Origin of the sequence: Streptomyces sp. NBC_00096 (genome assembly GCF_045041305.1) — a bacterium.
Lineage (GTDB): Bacteria > Actinomycetota > Actinomycetes > Streptomycetales > Streptomycetaceae > Streptomyces.
In genome coordinates this window covers 5381441-5404303 of record NZ_CP108221.1, presented here as the reverse complement: position 1 = coordinate 5404303, position 22863 = coordinate 5381441, and the positions used below count along the sequence as shown (strand labels likewise).

18 protein-coding genes are annotated in these 22863 nt (G+C 72.2%); 9 read left to right on the top strand and 9 right to left on the bottom strand.

The genetic code is table 11. The features are described from left to right. Nucleotides 1-155: 155 nt before the first annotated feature. Nucleotides 156-3116, bottom strand: a complete 2961-nt coding sequence (gene uvrA / locus OG904_RS23850; RefSeq protein WP_405494183.1) for an excinuclease ABC subunit UvrA — start codon at nt 3114-3116, stop codon at nt 156-158. A 175-nt stretch (nt 3117-3291) separates the two neighbouring features. Between uvrA and OG904_RS23845 the strand changes: the two genes are divergently transcribed. The 3 genes from OG904_RS23845 (at nt 3292) to OG904_RS23835 (ending at nt 6123) form a co-directional block, all read left to right on the top strand. Continuing rightward, entirely contained in the window at nt 3292-3984 is a 693-nt protein-coding gene (locus OG904_RS23845; protein WP_405494181.1) for a maleylpyruvate isomerase family mycothiol-dependent enzyme, read from the top strand. A gap of 10 nt (nt 3985-3994) precedes the next feature. Next, nucleotides 3995-4651, top strand: a complete 657-nt coding sequence (locus OG904_RS23840; RefSeq protein ID WP_405494179.1) for an MBL fold metallo-hydrolase — start codon at nt 3995-3997, stop codon at nt 4649-4651. Nucleotides 4652-4818: 167 nt separating this feature from the next. Then, the gene (locus OG904_RS23835) at nt 4819-6123 is read left to right on the top strand and encodes an MFS transporter (protein ID WP_405498214.1); all 1305 of its coding nucleotides are present in this window, start codon (nt 4819-4821) and stop codon (nt 6121-6123) included. A 19-nt stretch (nt 6124-6142) separates the two neighbouring features. Here the strand turns inward: OG904_RS23835 and OG904_RS23830 are convergent, their stop codons facing one another. The 5 genes from OG904_RS23830 to uvrB all read right to left on the bottom strand — a co-directional run bounded on the left by OG904_RS23830 (nt 6143) and on the right by uvrB (nt 13643). Then, nucleotides 6143-7366 (bottom strand): serine hydrolase domain-containing protein, encoded by a 1224-nt coding sequence (locus OG904_RS23830; RefSeq protein ID WP_405494177.1) that lies wholly within the window; start codon nt 7364-7366, stop codon nt 6143-6145. A gap of 79 nt (nt 7367-7445) precedes the next feature. Further along, nucleotides 7446-8429: a TerC/Alx family metal homeostasis membrane protein gene (locus OG904_RS23825; RefSeq protein WP_405494175.1), complete on the bottom strand. Its 984-nt coding sequence runs from the start codon at nt 8427-8429 to the stop codon at nt 7446-7448. A gap of 289 nt (nt 8430-8718) precedes the next feature. Continuing rightward, the gene (locus OG904_RS23820) at nt 8719-10716 is read right to left on the bottom strand and encodes a TerD family protein (protein WP_405494173.1); all 1998 of its coding nucleotides are present in this window, start codon (nt 10714-10716) and stop codon (nt 8719-8721) included. Between the two features lie 102 nt (nt 10717-10818). Continuing rightward, the gene (locus OG904_RS23815; protein WP_328298025.1) at nt 10819-11397 is read right to left on the bottom strand and encodes a TerD family protein; all 579 of its coding nucleotides are present in this window, start codon (nt 11395-11397) and stop codon (nt 10819-10821) included. A gap of 86 nt (nt 11398-11483) precedes the next feature. Next, nucleotides 11484-13643 carry an excinuclease ABC subunit UvrB gene (uvrB, locus tag OG904_RS23810; protein WP_405494170.1) on the bottom strand — a complete coding sequence of 720 codons (2160 nt, stop codon included), beginning with the start codon at nt 13641-13643 and terminating at the stop codon, nt 11484-11486. Between the two features lie 253 nt (nt 13644-13896). Here uvrB and OG904_RS23805 point away from each other — a divergent pair, with 253 nt between their 5' ends. The 3 genes from OG904_RS23805 to OG904_RS23795 all read left to right on the top strand — a co-directional run bounded on the left by OG904_RS23805 (nt 13897) and on the right by OG904_RS23795 (nt 16966). Further along, nucleotides 13897-14781, top strand: coding sequence for a glycerophosphodiester phosphodiesterase (locus OG904_RS23805; RefSeq protein ID WP_405494168.1), 885 nt, complete (start codon nt 13897-13899; stop codon nt 14779-14781). Nucleotides 14782-14873: 92 nt separating this feature from the next. After that, a complete protein-coding gene (locus OG904_RS23800) occupies nt 14874-15437 on the top strand; it encodes a methylated-DNA--[protein]-cysteine S-methyltransferase (RefSeq protein ID WP_405494166.1) in 564 nt (187 codons plus the stop codon). A gap of 236 nt (nt 15438-15673) precedes the next feature. Then, a complete protein-coding gene (locus OG904_RS23795; protein WP_405494164.1) occupies nt 15674-16966 on the top strand; it encodes an MFS transporter in 1293 nt (430 codons plus the stop codon). Nucleotides 16967-16999: 33 nt separating this feature from the next. Here OG904_RS23795 and OG904_RS23790 read toward each other — a convergent pair whose 3' ends face one another. After that, on the bottom strand, nt 17000-17395 hold the full coding sequence (locus OG904_RS23790) for a cupin domain-containing protein (protein ID WP_405494162.1): 396 nt from the start codon (nt 17393-17395) through the stop codon (nt 17000-17002). 294 nt (nt 17396-17689) lie between these two features. Between OG904_RS23790 and OG904_RS23785 the strand changes: the two genes are divergently transcribed. Both OG904_RS23785 and OG904_RS23780 read left to right on the top strand, forming a co-directional pair. Next, nucleotides 17690-18670 carry a pseudouridine-5'-phosphate glycosidase gene (locus OG904_RS23785; RefSeq protein WP_405494160.1) on the top strand — a complete coding sequence of 327 codons (981 nt, stop codon included), beginning with the start codon at nt 17690-17692 and terminating at the stop codon, nt 18668-18670. Continuing rightward, the gene (locus OG904_RS23780) at nt 18667-19596 is read left to right on the top strand and encodes a carbohydrate kinase family protein (RefSeq protein ID WP_405494158.1); all 930 of its coding nucleotides are present in this window, start codon (nt 18667-18669) and stop codon (nt 19594-19596) included. The genes OG904_RS23785 and OG904_RS23780 overlap by 4 nt, the downstream gene beginning before the upstream one ends. A gap of 47 nt (nt 19597-19643) precedes the next feature. Here OG904_RS23780 and OG904_RS23775 read toward each other — a convergent pair whose 3' ends face one another. After that, entirely contained in the window at nt 19644-20282 is a 639-nt protein-coding gene (locus tag OG904_RS23775; RefSeq protein ID WP_405494156.1) for a hypothetical protein, read from the bottom strand. A gap of 317 nt (nt 20283-20599) precedes the next feature. Continuing rightward, nucleotides 20600-21325, bottom strand: a complete 726-nt coding sequence (locus tag OG904_RS23770; RefSeq protein WP_405494154.1) for a uridine kinase — start codon at nt 21323-21325, stop codon at nt 20600-20602. A gap of 91 nt (nt 21326-21416) precedes the next feature. Between OG904_RS23770 and OG904_RS23765 the strand changes: the two genes are divergently transcribed. Continuing rightward, nucleotides 21417-22862, top strand: a complete 1446-nt coding sequence (locus OG904_RS23765; RefSeq protein WP_405494152.1) for a WGR domain-containing protein — start codon at nt 21417-21419, stop codon at nt 22860-22862. Nucleotide 22863 lies beyond the last annotated feature (1 nt).

Below are 22863 nucleotides of genomic sequence, written 5' to 3'. Positions count from 1 at the left end.
GCGCGCACATGCGGGCCGACGCCGGCCAAAATCAAGCCCCGCCGGCGATTGAGGCGATCTTTTCAGCCCCGCCGGCGTTTGAGGCGCGGGGATCCGGGGGCCGGCCCCCGGGAGCGGGGCCGCGCCGAGAACGGGGCGGCGCCACCCCCGGAGGGCTACGCCTTGCGGGCCCGCGTGGCCTTCTTCGCGGCAGCCGGGGCCGCCTTCTTCCGCGCGGCCGTCTTCTTCGCCGGCCCGGCGACCGGCTCCGCGTCAGAGACCCGGTCCGCGCCCAGGATGTCCCGCAGGAACTTGCCCGTGTGGCTCGCGCCCACCGAGGCGACCTGCTCCGGTGTGCCCTCCGCGACGACGAGGCCGCCGCCGTAACCACCCTCGGGGCCCATGTCGACGACCCAGTCCGCGGTCTTGATGACGTCGAGGTTGTGCTCGATGACGATCACCGAGTTCCCCTTGTCCACCAGCCCCGACAGGACCTTGATCAGCTTCGAGATGTCCTCGAAGTGCAGACCCGTCGTCGGCTCGTCCAGGACGTACACCGTCCGCCCCGTCGACCGCTTCTGGAGCTCCGAAGCCAGCTTCACGCGCTGCGCCTCACCACCCGAGAGCGTCGGCGCGGACTGGCCGAGCCGCACGTACCCCAGGCCCACCTCGTTCAGCGTCTTCAGGTGGCGCGAGATCGTCGGGACCGCCTCGAAGAAGCCGGCGGCCTCCTCGATCGGCATGTTCAGGACCTCGGCGATGGACTTGCCCTTGTAGTGGACCTCCAGCGTCTCCCGGTTGTACCGGTCGCCGTGACAGACCTCGCACGGGACGTAGACGTCCGGCAGGAAGTTCATCTCGATCTTGATCGTGCCGTCGCCGGAGCAGTTCTCGCACCGGCCGCCCTTCACGTTGAAGGAGAAGCGGCCCGGCAGATAGCCGCGCACCTTCGCCTCCATCGTCTCGGCGAAGAGCTTGCGGACGTGGTCGAAGACTCCGGTGTACGTGGCCGGGTTGGACCTGGGGGTCCGCCCGATCGGGGACTGGTCCACGTGCACGACCTTGTCGACGAGGTCGTCGCCGTCCACCCGCGTGTGCCGCCCCGGCACCGACCGCGCGCCGTTGAGCTCGCGCGCCAGGTGCGTGTACAGGATGTCGTTGACCAGGGTCGACTTGCCGGATCCCGAGACGCCCGTGACCGCGGTGAGCACGCCCAGCGGGAAGGACACGTCGATGTCCCGCAGGTTGTTCTCCTTGGCTCCGTGGACCGTCAGCTTCCGCGAGGGGTCCACGGGCCGGCGCACGTCCGGGAGCGGGATGGACCGCTTGCCGGACAGGTACTGCCCGGTGATCGACTCGGGGTTCTTCAGCAGCTCCTTCAGCGAGCCGCTGTGCACGACCTTGCCGCCGTGCTCACCGGCGCCGGGGCCGATGTCCACGACCCAGTCGGCCACCTTGATGGTGTCCTCGTCGTGCTCGACGACGATGAGCGTGTTGCCCATGTCCCGCAGCCGTACGAGGGTCTCGATCAGGCGGTGGTTGTCCCGCTGGTGCAGGCCGATGGAGGGCTCGTCCAGGACGTAGAGCACTCCCACGAGACCGGAGCCGATCTGCGTGGCCAGCCGGATGCGCTGGGCCTCGCCGCCCGACAGGGTGCCTGCGGCGCGGTTGAGCGAGAGGTAGTCCAGGCCGACGTCGACGAGGAAGCGGAGCCGCTCGTTGACCTCCTTGAGGACCCGCTCGGCGATCTTCTTGTCGCGGGCGTCGAGGCGCATCTGCCCCAGGAAGTCCGCGCACTCGCTGATCGACATCGCGGCGACCTCGGCGATCGACCGCTCCATCACCGTCACCGCGAGCACGATCGGCTTGAGCCGGGTGCCCTGGCAGGTCGGACAGGGCACTTCGCGCATGTAGCCCTCGAAGCGCTCGCGGCTGGCGTCGCTCTCGGACTCCGCGTGGCGCCGCTTCACGAACGGCACCGCGCCCTCGAAGGCCGTGGTGTAGGCCCGCTCGCGGCCGTACCTGTTGCGGTAGCGGACCTCGATCTGCGTCTTGTGGCCGTACAGCAGGGCCTTCTTCGCACGCTGCGGCAGTCCGGCCCAGGCGATGTCCGTGCGGAAACCGAGCTCCTCGGCGAGCGCGCCGACCAGCCGCTGGAAGTAGTCCTTCGTGTGGCCGAGCGACCACGGGGAGACCGCGCCCTCGTCCAGGGACTTGTCCTCGTCCGGAATGATCAGCTCCGGGTCCACCTCCATGCGTGTACCGATACCGGTGCACTCGGGGCAGGCGCCGAAGGGCGAGTTGAAGGAGAAGGAGCGGGGCTCCAGCTCCTCGAAGGAGAGGTCGTCGTACGGGCAGTAGAGGTGCTCGGAGTACATCCGCTCGCGCTCGGGGTCGTCCTCGGCGAGGTCGACGAAGTCCAGGATCACCATGCCGCTCGACAGCCCGAGGGCGGTCTCCACGGAGTCCGTCAGGCGGCGCTTGGCGCCCTCCTTGACGGTGAGGCGGTCGATGACCACCTCGATGGTGTGCTTCTCCTGCTTCTTCAGCGTGGGCGGCTCGGAGAGCTGGATCGTCTCCCCGTCCACCCGGGCCCGGCTGTAGCCCTTGGTCTGGAGGTCGGCGAAGAGGTCGACGAACTCGCCCTTGCGCTCGCGCACCAGCGGCGAGAGCACCTGGAAGCGACTGCCCTCGGGCAGCGCGAGCACCTTGTCGACGATCGCCTGCGGCGACTGCCGCGAGATCGGCCGGCGGCACTCGGGGCAGTGGGGCTTGCCGATGCGCGCGAAGAGCAGGCGGAGGTAGTCGTAGACCTCGGTGATGGTGCCGACGGTGGAGCGCGGGTTGCGCGAGGTGGACTTCTGGTCGATGGAGACGGCCGGGGAGAGGCCCTCGATGAAGTCGACGTCGGGCTTGTCCATCTGCCCGAGGAACTGGCGGGCGTACGACGAGAGCGACTCGACGTAGCGGCGCTGGCCCTCGGCGAAGATCGTGTCGAAGGCCAGGGAGGACTTGCCCGATCCCGAGAGTCCGGTGAAGACGATGAGCGAGTCGCGGGGCAGGTCAAGAGAAACGTTCTTGAGGTTGTGCTCGCGAGCGCCACGAACGATGAGACGGTCGGTCACGCCGGTCCGCACCTTTCTTGAGAGAGCGGGGGCACTGGCCCCCGTCCCAGGGTATTGGGGGGCGCCTCTGCGGTGGAGTGGGAGACTGGACTCCGAGCGTATAGCACGTGCATTCGATTTCAGGCACTCTGCTGTCCGCTTCACCCGATCGTGTGGCGAGGGCCCTTCGGCCACTAGGCTCGGCCGCATGATCGATCATGTGCAGGACCTGCGATCCGTACGAGAGGCCACGGACCGGCTGCTGACCGCGGCCGCGAAACTGGACAACGCGACCCTGGCCGAAGAGTCACGTCTCCCCGGCTGGACCCGCGGCCACGTCCTGGCCCACCTCGCCCGGAACGCCGACGCCCTGGTGGAGGTCTTCGAGGGCCGCCCGATGTACGAGAGCGCCTCCTCCCGGGAGTCCGACATCGAGCGCGATTCCGGACGTCCCCTGCTGCAACAGCTCGAGGACGTCCGGCATTCCGCGGACCGCTGGCAGGCCGTCGCCGAACGCCCTCAGGACTGGACGCGCACCGTGGAGCTGCGCAACGGCGTCACCGACGCCGCCGCCCGCGTCCCCTTCCGCCGCCTGATCGAGGTCGAGCTGCACCACGTCGACCTGAACATCGGCTACGAGCTCACGGACCTCCCGGACGAGTTCACCGACCGGGAGATCGCCTTCCTCGCCGACCGCTGGGCGGGCCGCCCGGACGTGCCCCCGGTGACGCTGCGGGCCATGCCGGGCGAGGTCTGGCACACCGGCGGCACGGAGGGCACCCCCGTGGTCCTCGAGGGCCCCAAGGCCGAGCTGCTCGGCTGGCTCGCCGGGCGCGGTCTGCGCGGTGCCCGTCTCGCCGTCCTGACCGGCGACGGCCTGCCCGAACTCCCCCCGCTCTAGGATTGCCGACATGACGTACAGCGGAGCGGTCAAGGTCGGCGGTCCGGCCGACGTGCACGAACTCTCGGACCTGATGATTTCCAAAGTCGCGGTGGGCGGCATGAACAACAACGCCTACCTGCTGCGCTGCCGGGCCACCGACGAACAGCTGCTGATCGACGCGGCTGCGGAGCCGGAGACCCTGCTGAGCCTGATCGGCGACGGCGGCATCGCCTCCGTGGTCACCACGCACCGGCACGGCGACCACTGGGCCGCGCTGGCGGAGGTGGTCGGGGCGACCGGCGCACGGACGTACGCGGGCGCCCTCGACGCGGAGGGCATCGCGGTCCCGACCGACGTGCCCGTCGCGGACGGGGACACGATCACGGTCGGACGGGTCACCCTGACCGCCCGCCACCTGGTCGGCCACACCCCCGGCTCGATCGCGCTGGTCTACGACGACCCGCACGGCCACGCGCACGTGTTCACCGGCGACTGCCTCTTCCCGGGCGGCGTCGGCAACACCTCGGGGGACCAGAAGGCCTTCGTGAGCCTGCTCGACGACGTGGAGACCAAGCTGTTCGGCGAACTGTCGGACGAGACCTGGGTCTACCCGGGCCACGGCAACGACACCACGCTCGGCGCCGAGCGTCCCCACCTGGCCGAATGGCGCGAGCGCGGCTGGTAGTCGGCGCCGGCCCGTCAACCTCGCGCCGGACCGCACTCCCTTCCGGTCATTGATGGGCGAACGCACGTCCTGAGGGTGTGGGGCGGGGTAATTGGTGCACCATGCAACAAGACCCCGCCCCCGCCGTCCCCTCCCCCGACGCGGCCCCGGCCGTCGCACGGCCCTCGATGCTCCGGCTCGCCTCGGCCTCCCTCGCCGGGACCGCCATCGAGTTCTACGACTTCTTCGCCTACGGCACCGCGGCCGCACTGGTGCTCGGCCCGCTCTTCTTCCCCGCCTTCTCCCCGCTCGCCGGGACCCTCGCCGCCTTCGGCACCTTCGGCATCGGCTTCCTCGCCCGCCCCCTCGGATCGGCCGTCTTCGGCCACATCGGCGACCGGTACGGCCGCCGCCCGGTGCTGCTCGGCTCCCTGCTGCTCACCGGCCTGGCCACGGTGGCGGTGGGCTGCGTGCCCTCGTACGCCTCCATCGGGGCGGCCGCGCCGGTCCTGCTGGTCCTGCTGCGCTTCCTGCAGGGCCTCGGCCTCGGCGGCGAATGGGGCGGCGCGGTGCTGCTGACCGCCGAGCACGCCCCCGAGCGGCAGCGCGGGCTCTGGTCCAGCTTCCCGCAGATGGGTCCGGCGGTGGGGTTCCTGCTGGCCAACGGCCTGATGCTGGCCCTGTCGGGCACGCTGTCCGACGGGCAGTTCGCCGCGTGGGGCTGGCGGGTGCCGTTCTGGGCGGCGGGGCTGCTGGCCCTGGCCGGGCTGTGGCTGCGCCGCTCGGTGGAGGAGACCCCGCAGTTCCGCGCGCTCTCCGCGACCGGCCGCCGGGCCGACGCCCCGCTGACCGAAGTGGTACGGGGCCACTGGCGCCTCCTCCTGCTGACCGGCGGGGCACTGGCCGTGGGGTACGCCGTCTTCTACGCGGTCACCACCTGGTCCCTGGCGTACGCCACCGAACACCTCGGCGTGCACCGCTCGGTGATGCTGACCTGCGTCATGGTGGCCGTCGCCCTGAAGGGGCTGGCGACCCCGGCGATCGCGGTGCTCGGCGACCGCTACGGCCGGCGCCCGCTGTGCCTGGCCGGCTGCGCGGCCTGTGCGCTGTGGATGTTCCCCTTCGTGGCCCTGCTGCGCACCGCGGACCCGCTCCTGATGACGCTGGGGCTGTTCGGCGCGCTGCTCGGCATGGTGACGATGTTCGCGGTGGTGGGCGCGTACCTGCCCGAGCTGTACGCCCCGCGGATCCGCTGCACCGGCGCGGCCGTCGGCTACAACCTCGGCGGGGTACTGGGCGGGGCGCTGACCCCGATCGTGGCGACGGCCCTGGCGGACGGCTCGGGCCCGCCGTGGGCCGTGGCCGTGTACCTGACGGGGATCGCCCTGGTCTCGCTGGCCTGCTTCGCGCTGCTGCCGGAGACGAACCCCTCGGTGGTGCACCGTCGGGCGGGCGCGGAAACGGGGGCGGCCGAAGCGGCCGCCCCCGCGTAGCCGCGGGCCCGAGGGGCCGTCAGCCGCTCTTGGGCTCCACCGGCTTGTGCCCGGGGTAGAGGTGGTCCGGGGTCACGATGCGGGTGACCGCCTCGCCGAAGAGCGTGCTGGGCTCCTGGCCGTTGGAGAGGTCGTCGGTGTTCAGCATGATCACCATCGTCGCCTGTGCCTGCGGCAGGTAGACGGTCAGGGTCTCGTACCCGGGCAGTGATCCGTTGTGGCCGATCCAGCCCTGGACGTTGAAGATGCCGAGCCCGTAGCCGTCGCCGGGGATGATGCCGATCGGCTGGGTCTTCAGGCGCTGGGCCTGGGTCGCGGGCTTCAGCAGGGTGCCGGTGGCGACGGTCTTGGCCCAGCTGCGCAGGTCCTGCAGGTCGGAGACCATCGCGCCGGCGGCCCAGGCCCAGGACGGGCTGAGCTCGGTCGCGTTCGTGATCTTCCCCCCGGGCAGGTCGTTGGTGTAGCCCTGTGCGCGCGGTTCGGGGAACTCGTTCCCGATCGGGAAGAGGGTGCGGTCGCTGAGGCCGGCGGCCTTCACCACGTCCTGGTTGATGACGTCATGGAGCGGCCGGCCGGTGATCTTCTCGATCACCAGGCCGAGCAGGATCAGGTTGGTGTTGGAGTACTCGAACTTGGCGTTCGGCGCGAAGTTCACCGGGTGCTTGAAGGAGATGTCGAGCAGCTGCTGCGGGGTGAAGGTGGAGGTGATCTTCGCGTCGAAGCTCGGGTCCTCGCTGTAGTTGTAGAGCCCGCTGCGCATGCCGGCCAGTTCGCGCAGGGTGATGCGGTTCCCGTTCGGAACCCCGGTGATGTACTTGCCGATGGGGTCGTCCAGGCTCAGCTTTCCCTGGTCGACGAGTTGGAGGAGCGCGGTGACCGTGAACGTCTTGGTCTCGCTGCCGATGCGGACGCCGAGGTCGGGCTTCATGGCGGCGCCCGTGACCTTGTCCGAGACGCCGAAGGACCTCACGTAGCTGCCCTTGCCGGGGGCCCACAGCCCCACGGTCACTCCCGGCACCTTCGTGTCGCTCAGGACCTGGCGCACGGCCGCGTCGAGTTGGGCGTCGACCGCCGGGGTGAGCTGCGGGAAGTCCGTGCCGCCGTCCGATGAGGGCACCGCGGACACGGACGGCGCCGGGGTGGCCGCCCCGTACGCGGAGCCCGCGACTGCCGGGGCGGTGAGGAGGCCTGCGGCGGCGACGGCCACCCAGGCCCTGCGCATGCGCGTACGGGTCGGCCTCATGGCACGGCCTCCTGTCGTCCGACGACCAAGGCAACGTCACCAGCGTAGGTCCGCACCACCCCGGTCGCGCGGCGACGGATCAGGCGTCGACGCCCTCCGGGCTGGCGGCCGCCTCGGCCTCGGCCTGCTTCTTCGAGGCGATCAGGCTGGTGATCGTGGTGATCACCAGGACACCGCAGATGACGCCCAGGGAGACCGGGATGGAGATCTGCGGGACGTGCAGGCCCGACTCGTGCAGGGCGTGCAGCACCAGCTTGATGCCGATGAAGCCGAGGATGACGGAGAGGCCGTAGCTGAGGTGGACCAGCTTCTTGAGCAGCCCGCCGATGAGGAAATACAGCTGGCGCAGACCCATCAGCGCGAAGGCGTTGGCGGTGAAGACGATGTACGGGTCCTGGGTGAGGCCGAAGATCGCGGGGATCGAGTCCAGGGCGAACAGCACGTCGGTGGTGCCGATGGCGAGCATGACGACCATCAGCGGGGTCAGGACGCGCTTGCCGTTGTTCCGGATGAACAGCTTGGTGCCGTGGTAGCGGTCGGCGACGCCGAACTTCTTCTCGATGGACTTCAGGAGGCGGTTCTCCTCGAACTCCTCATCCTCCTCGTCCTTGCGGGCTTCCTGGATCAGCTTCCACGCGGTGTAGATGAGGAAGGCGCCGAAGATGTAGAAGACCCACGAGAAGTTGGTGATGATCGCGGCACCGGCGGCGATGAAGATCGCGCGCAGGACGAGGGCGATGAGTACGCCCACGAGCAGCACGCGCTGCTGGAGCTGTGAGGGCACCGCGAACTTCGCCATGATCAGGACGAAGACGAAGAGGTTGTCCACGCTCAGGGACTTCTCGGTGATGAAGCCGGCGAAGAACTCCTGCGAGGCCTGGCCGTGCCCGAAGAACAGCAGGCCGAGGCCGAAGAGCGCCGCGAGGACGATCCAGACGACCGTCCAGATGCCCGCTTCCTTCATGGAAACGTCGTGCGGTTTGCGGCCGATGAAGAAATCGGCGCCGATGAGGATGCCCAGACCAACAATGGTCAGCACCCAGAGGGTCAACGAAACGTCCACGGTTTTCATGCCTCCGGCAGATGGCTCAGCACTTTGTCAGCGTCATCGCTGCCGGAGGTCTCTTCCACCCGGACGGCCAGGAGGCCACGGGCCGGCGCCCCGGGACCGATTGCAGTCCGTATTGACGGGCACGCCGTAGCAGGAAAGCAGGAATACTCCCCTCCGCACTCACCAGGGTACCCGTCTCGGGCACATAAGGTAAAGGGGATGCCAAGAACCGGTCAGGCGCCGGTCATGTGCCGGTCATGCATCGGTCGTGCGGGCGGGGCGGACGGCCGCCCCGCAGCCGCTACCGGTTGGCGCGCCGGGCCGCCGCCACCCGCTCCAGCGCCTGGTCGAGGACCCGGCTGCCCGGCGGAGGCAGATCCGGCTCGAAGGTCCAGGCGTGGTGGACCCAGGGATCGGCGAGGTGGTTGTCCGGCACCGGCGAGAGCCGCATCAGGGAGCGCCACAGCGGGTCCAGCAGCGGCCCGTAGGCCGAGGCCTCGTCACGGTCCGCGACCATCAGCAGGTGCACGCCGACCGCCGGCCCCTCGTCGGCGAGGTAGCGCAACCGGGTGACGGCCCGGTCGTCGAACCCGTGCGGGAAATCGTGCACGATCAGCAGCTGGTCCGACGTGTCCACATCGGGCGGCAGGTCTTCCGGAGCCCCGGCCCGCACCGCCATCTGTACGAGGTCCACGCGCCGGGTCAGCCGCTCCAGGGTCTCGGACACCCCCGCGGCCCCGGCGGCGGGCGGCCCGGCCAGCACCCCGGCCCGAACCAGCGGGGCCAGCGAGGCGGCTCCGGCCCCGGCCGCGTCGATGACGTGGACCGCGAACCGGTCGGCGGGGTGGGCGGCCAGCAGCCGGGCGGCGTGCGCGACGGCCATGTCCATCGCGGCCCGGCGCAGCCGGTCGGTGTCCATCGCCATGGCGGACTCGGAGCCGGTGCGGCCGTTGTCGATCCACAGCCCGCGCTCGAGCGGGACCCTGACCAGCATGGGGATGCGCAGATCGGGCCGCTCGGGCAGGTGGAGGTCCCCCAGGCGCAGGGCCAGCGGGCTCTCGCCGGGCACGGTGTGGGCGTGCCAGACCGGGTTGTCCCAGCGGGCGTACGGGGCCGGCAGCGCGGGCTCGACCACCTCGGACTCGGCGGTGAGCTGGAGCAGGTCCCGGTCGAGGACGGCCTGCGCCTGCGCGACCAGCTCCTCGCGGCGGGCCCGGGCGGTGTCACGGGCGGCGTTGCCGGAGCCGCCGAGGCGGTGGCGGGGGTCGGACAGCGCCTCGTCCAGCTCGCGGTCCATCCGGGAGTCGGCGAACTCGACGGCGCCGCGGTAGGCGGCGACGCAGCGGGCCAGGTCCTCGAACATGCCCCAGACCTGGTTGTAGAGCCGCTCCTCCATGGACCAGCCGCTCGCGTCCCCGGCGACGGGGCGGGTCGGTTCGCCGGGCTGCGGCGGTGCGGCGGGTCGCGGCGCGGGCTCGGGCGGTTCGGTGCTGGTGCGGCGGCGCGGGTGGGCGTAGCTGATGGTCGGCGGGCCGCCCGCGGTGTCCCCGCCGGGCCCGGCCGCGTACGGGGTCGCGGAGACCGGGATCGGGTCCGGGGGCATGGGCGGCGGCGTGGGCGCGGGGGCCGGCGCGGTGTCCTGCGGGGCGTGGTCCTGCTGGGCGGTGTCCGGCTGGGCGGTGTCCGGCGCCCGGAGGCCGCGCGGCACGGTCGGGGCCGGCCCGCCGGGCATGACGGCCAGGGTGATGTCCCCCATCGGGGTCAGACCCGTCGCGACGGCGGCGAGCTCGGTGGCGGCCGGGCCGGGCAGCCCGGCGTCGGCCAGCAGGGCGCCGAGTCCGCCGGCATAGCCCTGGCCGACGGCGCGGACCTTCCAGGCTCCCTGGCGCCGGTACAGCTCCAGGGCCATGACGGCGGTCTCGGACTCCAGGCCGGTCAGCGTGTACCCGGCGAGCTCGGCGCCCTCCGGGTCGGCCACGGACACGTGGGACGCCGGGACCGCGCCGAAGCGGGCCGGGCCGCCGGGCGGCAGGACCAGCACGAAGCCGACCCGGTGCACGGCCGGGCCGACGGCGTCGAGGTCGACCGCTATGCGGTGCTGCCCCGAGACCTCCCCGGGCACTTCCAGCCCGGGCAGGGTCCGGGCGCCGGGATGGGCCAGCGCCCCGGGGCCGGCGAGCCGGCCCGCTTCGTCGCCGACCTGGGCCAGGGCGAGCACGGGTGTGCCCGCCGAGACCCTGATCTCCACCCGGCTCCGGGACAGGGGGTGGTTCTGCCCCCGGACCAGTTCGGCCGTCATCGTGCAGCCCCTCCCCCGTACCCGTTCTTCTGCTGTGCCGTCGTTGTTGCCCGGTCGTACCCGGGGCCGTGCCCGGTCGCGCCCGGTCGTGCCTGGGGGTGCCTACAGGTGCGGCAGGATCGCCGGCATCAGGTCCTGGAAGGTGCGGCCGTTGGCCGGGTTGCCCAGGGCCGTCATCTGCCAGCCGGCGCCGACGCGCGACACCTTCGCCATGATCTGGGCGGTGTACTGGCCGCCGCCGTCGAGGGTGTAGCGGGCCAGTTCCTGGCCGTTGGTCTCGTCGACGATGCGGCAGAAGGCGTTCTGCACCTCCTGGAACGTCTGGCCGGTGAAGGAGTTCACCGTGAAGACGATCTGGTCGATGTGCACCGGCACGCGCTGCAGGTCGACGAGGATCGACTCGTCGTCCCCGCCCTGGCCGACGCCGCCGACGAGGTTGTCACCGGTGTGCCGGACCGAGCCGTCGTCGCTCTGCAGGTGGCGGAAGAACACCACGTCCACGGGCTGCTTCTCGGCGAAGAGCACCGCCGACGCGTCGAGGTCGATCTCGCGGGTCCGCGAGCCGAACAGCCCCCGCCGCTTGGCCGCCTGCCAGCCGAGGCCCATCCGGACCGCGGTCAGCGTGCCCCCGTCCGCCTTCTGCAGACTGATGGCCTGACCCTTGGTCATGTTGACCGTCACGCGCTGTCCCCTCTCCATAGCCCGCCCCCGATGGGGGTGCGCAGCGTGTACCTGCGGCTGTGCCAACCCTACTGACCGGCCCCGGGTCAGGCGAGACCCGCTTCCTTCATCTGCCTGAGCTCCTTCTTCAGCTCGCTCACCTCGTCCCGGATCCGGGCCGCGACCTCGAACTGCAGCTCCGCGGCGGCGCCTCGCATCCGCTCGGTCATCTGCTCGATGAGTGCGGCCAGTTCGGCTGCGGGACGGTCGGTGAGGACCTCGCCGCCCTTGGCCCCCTTCGCCCCCTTGCCGGCCTTGCCGCCGCCCGCCTTGGCCTGGGCCGCCTTGCCGCCCAGCGCCGGGACGGGCGCCTTGAGGGCCTTGCCGTCCTTGGTCTGGCGGTAGCCGCTGCCGAGCAGCTGCTCGGTGTCGAGCTCCTCGCGGGCGATCGTCGCCACGATGTCGTTGATCTTCTTGCGCAGCGGCTGCGGGTCGATCCCGTGGGCCGTGTTGTACGCGACCTGCTTCTCCCGGCGCCGGTTGGTCTCGTCGATCGCCTGGGCCATGGCCGGGGTGATGCTGTCCGCGTACATGTGGACCTCGCCGGAGACGTTGCGCGCGGCGCGGCCGATGGTCTGGATCAGCGAGGTCCCCGAGCGCAGGAAGCCCTGCTTGTCGGCGTCGAGGATCGCCACCAGCGACACCTCGGGCAGGTCGAGGCCCTCGCGCAGCAGGTTGATGCCGACCAGGACGTCGTACTCGCCCGCCCGCAGCTCGCGCAGCAGCTCGATGCGGCGCAGGGTGTCCACGTCGCTGTGCAGGTAGCGGACCTGGATGCCGAGCTCCAGGAAGTAGTCGGTGAGGTCCTCGGCCATCTTCTTGGTGAGGGTGGTGACCAGGACGCGCTCGTCCTTCTCCACCCGCCGGCGGATCTCGTGCACGAGGTCGTCGATCTGGCCCTCGGTGGGCTTGACCACGACCTCGGGGTCGATGAGTCCGGTCGGGCGGATGATCTGCTCCACGAAGCCGTCGCCGCGCGAGAGCTCGTACTTGCCGGGGGTCGCCGACAGGTACACGGTCTGGCCGATGCGCTCCTGGAACTCCTCCCACTTCAGCGGACGGTTGTCGAGCGCGGACGGCAGCCGGAATCCGTGGTCGACCAGGGTCCGCTTGCGGGAGGCGTCGCCCTCGTACATCGCACCGATCTGGGGCACGGTCACGTGCGACTCGTCGATGACGAGGAGGAAGTCCTCGGGGAAGTAGTCGATGAGGGTGTTGGGCGCGGAGCCGCGCTCGCGGTCGTCCATGTGCAGCGAGTAGTTCTCGATGCCGGAGCAGGACCCGATCTGGCGCATCATCTCCAGGTCGTACGTGGTGCGCATGCGCAGTCGCTGCGCCTCCAGCATCTTGCCCTGCTTCTCCAGCTCCGCGAGGCGCTCGGCCAGCTCGGCCTCGATGCCGCGGACCGCCTTCTCCATGCGCTCGGGGCCGGCGACGTAGTGGCTCGCGGGGAAGACGTACAGCTCGCGGTCCTCGCTGATCACCTCGCCGGTCAGCGGGTGCAGGGTGGACAGGGCCTCGATCTCGTCGCCGAACATCTCGATGCGGACGGCCAGTTCCTCGTAGACCGGGAAGATCTCGATGGTGTCCCCGCGCACGCGGAAGGTGCCCCGGGTGAAGGCCACGTCGTTGCGCGTGTACTGGATGTCGACGAAGCGGCGCAGCAGCTGGTCGCGGTCCATCTCCTCACCGACCTTGAGGGGGACCATCCGGTCGACGTACTCCTGCGGGGTGCCGAGGCCGTAGATGCAGGACACGGAGGCGACGACGATGACGTCGCGCCGGGTGAGGAGGGAATTGGTCGCGGAGTGGCGCAGCCGCTCCACCTCCTCGTTGATCGAGGAGTCCTTCTCGATGTAGGTGTCCGACTGCGGTACGTAGGCCTCGGGCTGGTAGTAGTCGTAGTACGAGACGAAGTACTCGACGGCGTTGTTCGGCAGGAGCTCGCGGAACTCGTTCGCCAGCTGGGCGGCGAGCGTCTTGTTCGGTGCCATCACCAGCGTGGGCCGCTGGAGCTTCTCGATCATCCAGGCGGTGGTCGCCGACTTGCCGGTTCCGGTCGCGCCGAGCAGCACGACGTCCTTCTCACCTGCACGGATGCGCTTCTCCAGCTCGGCGATGGCCGCCGGCTGGTCGCCGCTGGGCTGGTAGGAACTGACGACCTCGAAAGGCGCCACCGTGCGTTCGATCTTCGATACGGGCCGCATGGGTCAACCGTACGACCCCCCACTGACAGCCGGGGTTCCCGCACCCCCGGGAACCCGTCCGGGTCTGGTCCGTTTGTCGTAGTTCGGTGGCGGCACCGTGATCTTCAACCCCATGATCGCCGTACGCGGCTCTCCCTGAAAGTGCGTCGGAAGCGCACCGCCGCAAGTGCACCGCCGGGTGCGCCGCCGCAACGAATGCCGCTCCGCGCCCGTTTGATGCAGGAGCAGGGCTCATGACCCGAGGAGAACGCGCATGTACGTCCGATCCGTCTCCGCGGCCACCGCCGCCTACCTGGGACTCACCTTGACCGTGTTCGGCGCGACCACCGCCTCGGCCGGACCCGGTCCGCACTGGCTCTCCAACCCGATCGTGTACGCCCACCGGGGGGCTTCCGCGTACGCCCCGGAGAACACCCTGGCGGCGATCGACCTCGCCAGGGAGATGGGCTTCGACTGGGTGGAGAACGACGTCCAGCGGACCAGTGACGGCGAGCTCGTGGTGGTCCACGACGACACCCTGGCCCGGACCACCGACGTCGAGCAGGTGTTCCCGGACCGCAAGCCCTGGCGGGTCAAGGACTTCACCGCGGCGGAGATCGCCCGGCTGGACGCGGGCAGCTGGTTCGGCCAGGAGTTCGCGGGCGTCCGCGTGCCGACCCTGCGGCAGTACATGGAACGGGTCCAGACCAACCGGCAGCGGCTGCTCCTGGAGATCAAGAAGCCGGAGCTCTACCCCGGGATCGAGGAGCAGACCCTGCACGTGCTGGAGGAGACCGGCTGGCTCGACGAGGACCACGTGAGCCGCCGCCTGGTGGTCCAGAGCTTCAGCGTCGATTCCGTACGCACCGTCCACGAGCTGCGCCCGGACCTGATCACGGCCATCCTCGGCACCCCGACCCTCGCCGAACTGCCGCGGTACGCCGAGTTCACCGACCGGATCAACCCCTGGTACACCACGATCGACGACGACTGGGTGGCGGCGGTGCACGGGCTGGTCGGCGCCCACGGCAAGGCGCTGGAAGTGGACACCTGGATCGTGGACGACGCGGAGACCACTCTGAAGGTCCGGGACATGGGCGTGGACGGGATCATCAGCGACAAGCCCGACGTCGTACGGAAGGCCGTGCGCCGGTACTGAGCCCGAACCGGGGCGGCGCTGTCAGGGGGCCCGGCGGCACCGGCCCCGGCGGCACGGGCCGCACTGTCAGTGGGGCGCCGTACCGTGAAGGGGTGGACAGCACCGAGCGGCCCCGCGGGCCGTACCTCGAATGGACCGTCGTCGACAGCGGCATCGGCCCCCTGCTCCTGGCCGCGACCCCGGAGGGTCTGGTCCGGGTCGAGTTCCATGCCGCGCCGGACCGGGCCGAGCGGATGATCGGCTCGCTGACATCCCGGCTCGGCGCCGACGCCCACCGGCCGGATCCGGGCCGCGAGGTCCTGCTGGCCGAGCCGGTACGCCAGCTGACCGCCTACTTCGCCGGTACGCTGCGCCGCTTCGAGCTGCCGCTGGACTGGCGGCTCAGCTCCGGCTTCAACCGGCAGGTGCTGCTGGAGCTGGACCGCTCCGTTCCCTACGGGAGCGTGGTGGGGTACGGCGAGCTGGCCGCCCGGGCCGGAGCGCCGGGCGCGGCCCAGGCCGTCGGCAACGCCATGGGATCGAACCCGCTGCCGCTGGTGGTGGCCTGCCACCGGGTCGTGGAGAACGACGGCGGCATCGGCGGGTTCGGCGGGGGCGTGGAGACCAAGCGGCAGCTCCTCGCCCTGGAGGGCGTCCTGCCGCAGCCGCTGTTCTGAGGGGGCGGCCGCAGGCCGGGCTGCGGGAGGGGGCTCCGCGCTCCCGGCTGCGGGACGCGCCGTTCTCCCGGCTGCCGTGCTCCCGGCTGCGGGGCCCGCCCTGGTCCCGGCTGCGGGCCCGACCTGCTCCTGTTAACTCTGTTCCGCCCGCGCGGTAAGGGGTGCGAAACTGCGGCGGTGACTACTCCTGCCGCCGCGTCCGCAGCCCCGCCGCACCCGGGCCGGGGGTGGACCGCGTGAGCACCGTGCCCGGCACCGACCGGTCCGCCACGCCGATCACCCTCGCCGACCTGCCCCGGCTGCGCCGCCGCACCTCCGGAGTACTGATCGCCGGCCAGATGCTGGGCGGGATCGGCGTGCCCATCAGCATCGCCCTGGCCCCGGTACTGGCCACCGAGGTCAGCGGCACGGAGTCGCTGTCCGGCTTCGCCTCCACCGCCGCCGTGATCGGCACCGCCGTCGTCTCGCTGCCGCTCGCCGCGCTGATGACCGCACGCGGCCGCCGGCCCGGCCTGGTCCTGGCCTACGTGATCGGCGCGGCCGGCGCCGCCCTGGTCGTCCTCGCCGCCGCGGTCAAGAGCTTCCCGCTCCTGATGCTCGGCATGGCCGCCTTCGGAGCCGCCTCCTCCGCCAACCTCCAGTCCCGCTTCGCCGCCGCCGACCTGGCCGAACCCGACCACCGGGCGCGGGCGATCTCCATCGTCGTCTGGGCCTCCACCATCGGCGCGGTGCTCGGCCCCAACCTCTCCGCCCCGGCCAGCCGCAGCTTCGCCGGCACCTCCATACCCCAGATGGCGGGGCCCTTCGTATGGGCCGGCGCCGTCTTCCTGCTCACCGCCGCGCTGATCGGCGTACTCCTGCGCCCGGACCCGCTGCTGACCGCGCGGGCGCTCGCCGCACCCGAGGAGCAGACCCGCGCCGGGCGGTCGCTGCGCGCCGGGTTCGCGGCGGTCAAGGCCTCCCCCCGGGCCCGGCTCGCACTGCTGACCATCGCGGTCTCGCACACCACCATGGTCTCGATCATGGTGATGACCCCGGTCGACCTGGGGCACCACGGAGCCGGACTCCAGCTCGTCGGGCTGGTCATCAGCGGGCACATCGCCGGCATGTTCGGCTTCTCGCCGCTGATGGGCTGGCTCGCGGACCGGCTCGGCCGGCTGTCCGTGATCGGCCTGGCGGCCGGGCTGCTGTGCACCGCCGCGCTCCTCGCCGGCACGGCCGGCGGCAACCACGCCCAGAGCGCGGCCGGGCTCTTCCTGCTCGGCCTCGGCTGGTCCGCGGGCATGGTGTCCGGCTCGGCGCTGCTGACCGACTCGGTGCCGCAGCCCGCGCGGGCCGCCGTACAGGGCCTCGGCGACCTCACGATGAACACGGCCGCCGGTGTGGGCGGCGCCGCCGCCGGTCTGATCATGTCCCAGGCGGGCTACGGCTGGCTCAACGCGGTCGCCGCCGCCCTGCTGCTGCCGGTGGCGGCGCTCGCGCTGTTCACCTCGCGCCGCCATCCGGCCGGGGCCCGCAAGGCCCAGTAGCCGCGGGCGCGGCCGACACCCGGTGACTGGTGGTCAGTAGCTGATGTGGTAGGCCTTGCGGAGCGTTTCGTGGACGGTCCAGGTGGTCTTGTCGCCCTCCCGCAGGACGCACGCGGAGCCGGGGCCGACCTCCAGCGTCGCGCCGCCCTCCACCGCGATGGTGGCGCGTCCGCTGACCACCACGAACAGCTCGTTCGCCTCGGTGTCGGTGACCACGCCCGGGGTGATCTGCCAGATCCCGCGCACCTGCGAGCCGTCCGGCGCCTCCCACAGCACCTTGCCCGTCACGACGGGATCGCCCGAGACGATCTGCGCGGGGTCGAGCTCCTCCGCCTCCAGGTCCGCGTCGGAGAGGTCCGGTACGGAGACGGCGAAGGAGCCCGCGGACGGTACGGGGGCGGGGGCGTCACTGTGATCACTGGTGCTCATGGACCGTCAGCCTAATCCGGTCTCCCCGCACCCCGGGGTGACCACAGCGTCCAGCGCGTGCCCGCCCCGCACGTCACCCTGTCTAGCGGCGTCCGGGCCGCACGCAGCTCCCCATACGGGCGGGTGGACAGGAGCAGCAGGCCGCCGGGGCGCAGCACCCGCAGCGTTTCGGCCAGGGCGGCCCGTACCCGAGGACTGTGGCATGCGCTCACGCGGGAACGCTACCCGGACAGGTTCGCGCCTTTGCGGGATCCGTGCGTTTGGGGTCCCGAATCGTGTGCCAGGGATGGGGACATGTCACAGCACACAGCATCTGAGTACACCGGGCCCTCCGCGGCCGCAGTCCAGGTCCAGGCCCCGGTCCCGGTCCCGGTCCTGTCGGAGGAGGTGCGCGAGGCGCTCGCCCGCCGGCAGCCCGTCGTGGCGCTGGAGTCGACGATCCTCGCCCACGGCCTGCCGCGCCCCCGCAATCTGGCGGTGGGCAGGGAACTGGAGGAGCTGGTCCGGGCGGAGGGCGCCGTTCCGGCAACGGTCGCGGTCATCGACGGGGTGGCCTACGCCGGGCTCGACAAGGCCCGGCTGGAGCGGATCGCGGGCGGCGAGGGCGTGCGCAAGCTCGGTCACCGGGACCTGGCGCCCGCGCTGGCGACCGGGGCGACGGGCGCCACGACGGTCTCGGCCACGGCCTTCCTGGCCGCGCGGGCGGGGCTGCGGGTCTTCGCCACGGGCGGGCTGGGCGGCGTACACCGGGACTGGACTCGGGCGCAGGACGAGTCGGCGGACCTCGCGCTGCTGGCACGGACCCGGATCACCGTGGTGTGCGCGGGGGTGAAGTCGATCCTGGACGTACCGGCGACGCTGCAGCGGCTGGAGACGCTGGGGGTCGGTGTCCTCGGCTACGGGACGGAACGTTTCCCCGGGTTCTACCTGGCCGACTCCGGCGAGTCCGTGGACTGGACGGTGCACCGCCCGGAGGAGGTGGCGGCCGTGATGGCCGCTCAGGACCTCCTCGGCGGACCGGAGTCGGCGCTGCTCGTGGCCAATCCGGTCGCGGAGGCCGAGCAGCTGGATCCGGAGCTGCACGACCGGGTCCTGGCCGAGGCGCTGTCGGAGTGCCGGGAGCGGGGAATCACGGGGCAGGCGGTGACACCGTTCCTGCTGGGGTTCCTGGTGCGCGCGACGGGCGGCGCCTCCCTGGAGGCCAACCTCGCGGCGGTACGGGGCAACGTGCGCCTCGGGGCCCGGATCGCGCGGGCCTGGGCGGCGCGGCCGTGACCCCCGCACCCGCCGCATCCGGGGCGCTGCTGGTCGTCGGGGACGTGGTGACGGACGTCGTGGCGGTGCATACGAGGCCGCTGGCTCCGGGCACCGACACCCCGGCCCGGATCCGCACCCTGCCGGGCGGAGCCGGGGCCAACGCGGCCTGCTGGGCGGCCCACGCGGGAGCCGCGGAGGTACGCCTCCTCGCGCGGGTCGGCGGCGATTCGGCCCGGTGGCACGAGCAGGCGCTGCTCGACGCCGGGGTGAGGCCGACGCTGTTGATCGATCCGGCCGAGCCGACGGGGACGGTGGTCGCGCTGGTCGGACAGGACGCCGAGCGGACCTTTCTGACCGACAGCGGGGCCTCGCTGCGCCTCTCCCCCGCCGACTGGGCGCCCGGGCTGCTGGACGGGGTCGCCCATCTCCACCTGTCGGGCTATCTGTTCTTCGCCGACAGCAGCCGGGAGCTGGCCCTGGTGGCGCTGCGGGCCGCCCGCGCCCGGGGGATCTCGGTGAGCGTGGATCCGGCGTCGGCGGGGTTCCTGGCCGCGCTGGGTCCGGAGCGCTTCCTGGCCGCGGTGGCGGGGGTGGGCGTACTGCTGCCGAACGAGGACGAGGCGCTGCTGCTGGCGGGAGCCGAGCCGGCGGCCGGGTCCTGCGGGGCGTCCGGGGTGGCGCGGGCGGCGGCGGAGCTGAGCCGTCGGGTGCCGCTGGTGGTGGTCACCCGGGGCCGGGCCGGGGCGCTGATCGCCGAGGGCGGCCGGGTGACGGCCGAGGTGGCGGCGGAGAGCGCCGGGGCGGTGGATTCCACGGGCGCCGGGGACGCCTTCACCGGCGCCTTCCTCGCGGCCCGGCTGGCGGGAGCGGGCTCGGCGTGGGCCGCCGGGGCCGGCTGCCGGGCGGCCGCGCTGGCGGTGGCCCGGCTGGGCGGGCGGCCGTAGGGCGGATGGGACCGTACGGCCGCGGCGTCGGGAGGTGTGACGGGGCGTTACGAGGTGTACTGCTGGTCGAGCGAGTCGATGACGCCCTTGCTGTCCAGGTGGTAGCGGAAGACGCGGCCCTGGTCGGGGTGGGCGATCAGCCAGTCGATGAGCTGCTGGAGGGTGATCGGCTGGCTCACGGTGCTCGCGACGACCGGGGTGACGGCCGTGATCTTGGCGTCTTCGGCGATGTTGAGGAAGGTTTCCTTGCCGGTCGTCTCGAAGGGCGCGGCGTCCGCACCGGGCGCGGCGCAGCCCCAGTTGCCGTGCTTGATGATCAGGCTGTGCTCGCCGCCTTCGGGGGTGTAGCGGTAGACGGCCACCTCGTCGGGCGAGATCGGCATCTTGTGGTCGCAGGTGGAGCCGGGCTCCGGCGCCTTCTTCGTGCCCGCCGCGGTGACCGTCGGAGCCGGCTTCTTCGGGGACGCCGGGGAGGACGGCGAGGTTGTGGCCGAGGGCGCGGGCGAGGCGGTGCCCGTGGCCGGTGCGGTGGTGGCGGGGCTACCACCGGGGGTTCCCGCCGCGCCGTCCTCGTCGTCACCGTTGCAGCCCGTGAGGACCAGGGTGCCGCACAGGGCCAGCACGGCGAACGCCGCCCGCGCGCGGGTCCGTCTCGCGCCCCGAAGTCCCTCGCCGTGTCCGCGCATTGCCGTCTCCCTCTGCCGGGGCGCCACCGGGGTGGCCGCCGTCGAAGCGTGCCGTCAACGTAGCGCGCGCCATCGGCCGGGGGGATGGCCGGAACCGTTCGTCACCTTGCCGGTATCTCCTTGTTGCGGTTCCCGGACCTCCGTGACGGGGCGGCGCCACGCGGGGCCGGGCCGGCCGGAGCCGGATCGGCCTGTGCCGGGTCGGCCGGTGCCGGGTCGGCCTGTGCCGGGTCGGCCGGTGCCGGGTCGGCCGGTGCCGGGTCGGCCGGTGCCCGTCGGCCGGTGCCCGTCGGCCTGTGCCCGTCGGCCTGTGCCCGTCAGCCGGCCGGTCCGGCGCGCAGGCCCGTCCAGGCCGGGTGGCGCGGATCGTCGGCGCGGACCAGCACGTCGGCCCGTGCCGCCGGGTCGGTTTCGGCCTCGTAGCGCGCGAAGGCAGGGACGGTCCAGCGGGCGGACTCCTCGGTGTGGCGGGCGAGCGCCCCCGGGGAGAGGCTGATGTGGACGCTGAGGTCGAAGGGGAACCAGTGGCCCAAGAGCAGCGGACCGTGGACGATCAGCACGCCGCCGGGCGGGAGTTCGGCGTAGGGGCTGCGGGTCGCCCGGTCGGTGGCCGGGTCCCAGAGGTCGGGCAGCACCCGGCCGGTACCGCCCGGGTCGGTCGGGCCGAAGACCTCCCGCCAGAGCGCGGCCGTGTCGTACCAGCCGTCGAGGTAGGAGTCCACGTCCTGGCGCCCGAACTCGAAGCGGAGCGAGGCCGGGCGCAGGAAGCCCCCGGCCGCCACCACCAGCACCGAACGGCCGCGCCCGCGCAGGGCGTCGGCGAGCTCGGCGGCGAGCACGCCGGTGCGGGCGGCGGGCGCCCCGTCGATGCCGACCCGCCGCCAGACCCGGCTGCTGCCGCCGCCTCCTACGTCCCCTGCGTCCCCTCCGTCCCCTCCGTCCCCTCCGCTTCCACCGCCGTCGGCCGCGTCGGCCAGGTCGTCATCGAGGTGACCGGCGAGCCGCTCGGCCATCCGCTTCCAGGTGATCGCTTCCAGCTGCACCAGCCCATTGTCAGTGGTGACCCCTAACGTTTTTCAGGAGGGATCACCGGCGCACAGGGGCCGGTGGCCCGGCCTTGGGGAGGGGTCTGTCATGGCTCGGGAGACGACGTATCTGGAGCTGTCGCAGGACGACGGCAGTGCCCACAAGTTCTACGAGGTGACCGTGGACGGCACGGCCGTCTCGGTGCGGTACGGACGCATCGGCGCGGACGGCCAGTTGCAGAACTCCTCCTTCCCCACCATCGAGAAGGCCCGGGCGGCGGCCGCCAAGAAGGTCGGGGAGAAGGTCCGCAAGGGCTACGCCCCGGCGGTTCGGGGGGCCCGCGCGGCCCGGTCGGTGACGCGCCGCCAGGTGACGTCGGCGCCGTCCACGGCGCGGGCGGTGGCCCCGGTGCTGTGGCGGCTGCGCACCGGGTCCTCCGCCTTCGGGATCCACGTGGACGAGGACCGCTGCTGGGTCGGCAACCAGGACGGCGACGTCTACACGGTGAGCCACGCCGGTGAGGTGCTGGCCCGGTACTCGCTGCCGGACGGGGTGAAATGCCTGGTGGCGGACGAGTTCTGGATATACGCGGGTTGTGACGACGGCACGGTCTACGACCTGTCCTCGAAGGTGCCGTTCGGGGCGTACGACATCGCGGCCGACGTGGACATCTTCTGGCTCGACATCCGCGAGGGCGTGCTGAACGTGTCGGACCGCGACGGCGGGCTGACGGTCATCGACCACGAGGACGAGTTCCAGTGGTCGCGCCGGTCGGCCGGCACGAACGCCTGGATGGTGCGCGCGGACGAGCGGGCCGTCTACCACGGCCACAGCAAGGGGGTCACGGCCTACGCCCCGGACGGCGGGCGGGAGTTGTGGCACACGCAGACCGACGGATCGGTGCTCTTCGGCTGGCAGGAGGACCGCGCGGTGTACGCGGGGACCGGCCGCAACACCGTGCAGCGGCTGTCGAAGGCGACGGGCGCGCTGGAGGCCTCGTACCGGTGCGACGCGGCGGTGTACTCGTGCGCGACCTCGCCGGACGGGCGCCACGTCTTCGCAGGTGACCTCGCCTCCTCCGTGTACTGCTTCGACGCCGACGGGCGGCGGCTGTGGAAGCTGGGCACCGGCAGCGGGGCGGCGCTGTCCATGCAGTATCTGGACGAGCGGCTGTACCTGGTGACCACGGACGGCTCGCTGGTGTGCGTGGACGCGAGCGAGGCCGCGATCGCCGCCGCGCGCGAGGGGTCGGTGCCGACGGCGGTGGACGTGAAGTCGGCGGCCGCACTGCCCGTCTTCACCCCGGCCGCGAGCCCCGCCGCGGTGGCGACGGTGTCGGTGACCTCGGTGCCCGCGGGCGGTGTGGTCGTGGAGTGCGTCCAGCAGGGCGGCCGGATGCGCGTCCAGGTGGTCTCGGGCGGCTTCGAGCCTTCCTGGAACGTGCAGTTCCCGCGCGGGATCCGGGAGCCCGGCGCCCGGTACGTGGTGGACGCGCTGCACCCGGCCTCAGGCGGCTTCTACCGCGTGCGCGGGGAAATACGCCGCCTCGTCTGAC